Here is a 2,163-nt window from a genome sequence, read left to right as displayed (position 1 = left end):
ATGAATTTAGTTAACAGCATTTATTATGTTAGCACAAAAATCAACTCCACAAAAAACCTGAAGACTAAGAATCGATTAGAAATAAAATACTCTGGACTTAGGGACAAATTATTAGAAAAAGCACCTCACATGACACACACACGTTTAGAATTGGAATACGACAGAGAAAGGTATGAAAAGATAAAAAGAGAGGCGATAAATTTATATCCAGATGATACAGAACAACAAGCAGATTACTCTTTAAGGCGGCGTTGTTAAGGGAGAGCTAGAGATTTTGCTTACAAAGGGGAGATGACAAAATATAACGTGTCACCTCCTCCATATAGTCTGCACATAATGCCGTCTTTTTGAAAAAACAAGCAGTTTTGAATTAGAAAAAAGATCATTGGATTTAGACGGTATCTAAGGGACCCCCAATACAGGCTTATCAATTATTGCTTAATGATGAGAGTGACGGGTGACACCGAGGGCACCACCTAAATTGCCCTAGCACTTGAAATAATTGAAAAAACATACAAATAACCTGGAAGATTTGTGTTCTTCCGCTTCTATGGTATATGCTAATGACGAAACTCAATGATATTTATTCTACAGGAAACAAGCCAATGAAATATAAATCAATTTTTTCTTTATTATTTATATCCGTTGCCTTTAATACGGTATCTTTTGCAATTGATACTCTTGAAGACAAGGATGGACAAAGCGCTAGTCGCTCTCAACACTCTTATGGAGATGTAGCAACCTTTTCTGCAAGTCCTATTTTAGAGGAAAACCTTATAGCTGAGGCTCAAGCAGTCATAAACTACTGCCCAGGCCATGTGAAAAAAGAAAGAAAGGGCATGAGTTTTCATTATAGTCATTGGATAGAGTATTGCGGTGGCTGTGCAGCAAGAGAGGTTATATTACCATTATCAAAACCTGTTGCTATAGATTTCAAGGAGGAGGGGAATAATTTTTAATGATTATCCCTTTGCGCTCACACCAATAAAATTATTCACAATTAAGGTTTTGCCACCAGAATAAAAAACCCAATGCTTCAATTTTGATTGGGGTTAATCTCTAAAGGACTAATAGGTAGTTCAGATAAAGTTTTTTACTTCATAATTAATGTTATCCTTAATTCGCTTCTCAAAATACTTTTTACCCGATAAAGTTTTTTTCATTTTAACTTTGGTTTTTTGATAAAAGGTTTTGTCATATCTTATTTCCTTGATAGATTATATTCCGGTACTTAAGAGTGTCATACGTATTTATATATCACCCTTTTTGTAGGTAGGCGTTTTTTGCCGCGGATTGTTTCATAATTGATATACCTAGCTTTCTAAATTTTTCCTTCTGATGTTCGTCAGGGTCTTGTAAAGCTTTTTGAGCTGCATCATAAATTATGCCAAGAAGAATGGCAGCTCTTTCGATAACCTCGATATCAGACTGCAAATTTTCACCCAATTGAATATCACAATACTCAAGCAAGCCTGAAATGGATACCAAACCCCCTAAATGTATAAGTGTTTGCGTTCTAGCTCTTCTTTCATCCGATTTATAGTTGCTTATACGTGTTGATATTCTGGCAACAGATGAAAGGTTTCTATTAAGATTGATTTTCAACCTAAGAAGTCTTTTTTGCTTTAGAATGAGATTTTCGAGTTGTCCTTTTGCTTGTTTGTTGAAGAAATTTTTGACCGGATTTTTTCCAAGCCTCCGTATCTATGGATTGAGATTTTACTTTTTCAATCGCTTCTAATATGCCGCCCGTAAGTGCAACAAGATCAACATGTAATGCTCCTGCTTGAATTAAACTATGAGCAAGATTATTGGCAACATCTTTGGTGAGATTATCTATTTTTTCTTCAACTGATTTTTTATCTTCCTTGAGTGATTCTAATTTTTTGATGAGTTGTACTGACATCTAGAACTCCTGATAAATGCCCTCAATCTTGAGAGCTTTTTGTTAAACATAAGGTTGTAATGTAGGATAGTATCAAAAACAAATTAAACAATCAAGTCATCCAAAATCCAGAATGGCGCACTTATGCGCGATTGCGCTTGCGCGAGCCTAACCGGCGGTTTAATATGTTTGATTATGGCAATCTATCACTTAAGTATGGGGCAGGTATCAAGAAGCACAGGGCGCAGCGCTGTGCAAGCTGCTGCTTATATTACAAG

3 protein-coding genes are annotated in these 2,163 nt (G+C 35.6%); 1 reads left to right on the top strand and 2 read right to left on the bottom strand.

The genetic code is table 11. The annotated features are described in order from the left end of the window. Nucleotides 1–605 precede the first annotated feature (605 nt). Complete coding sequence (locus tag FJX03_08255; GenBank protein ID MBM3633672.1) at nt 606–959, top strand: hypothetical protein; 354 nt, start codon at nt 606–608, stop codon at nt 957–959. Between the two features lie 298 nt (nt 960–1,257). Here FJX03_08255 and FJX03_08250 read toward each other — a convergent pair whose 3' ends face one another. Together FJX03_08250 and FJX03_08245 are read right to left on the bottom strand one after the other, a co-directional pair. After that, nucleotides 1,258–1,704 (bottom strand): conjugal transfer protein TraD, encoded by a 447-nt coding sequence (locus FJX03_08250; GenBank protein MBM3633671.1) that lies wholly within the window; start codon nt 1,702–1,704, stop codon nt 1,258–1,260. Beyond that, complete coding sequence (locus FJX03_08245) at nt 1,607–1,906, bottom strand: hypothetical protein (GenBank protein ID MBM3633670.1); 300 nt, start codon at nt 1,904–1,906, stop codon at nt 1,607–1,609. Before FJX03_08245 ends, FJX03_08250 begins: the two co-directional genes overlap by 98 nt. Between the last annotated feature and the right edge of the window lie 257 nt (nt 1,907–2,163).

The sequence above is a fragment of the Alphaproteobacteria bacterium genome, assembly GCA_016870095.1.
Taxonomy (GTDB): domain Bacteria; phylum Pseudomonadota; class Alphaproteobacteria; order Paracaedibacterales; family VGCI01; genus VGCI01.
Note: the sequence above shows the minus strand (reverse complement) of the source record. Positions and strands in the feature narration are given on the sequence as shown.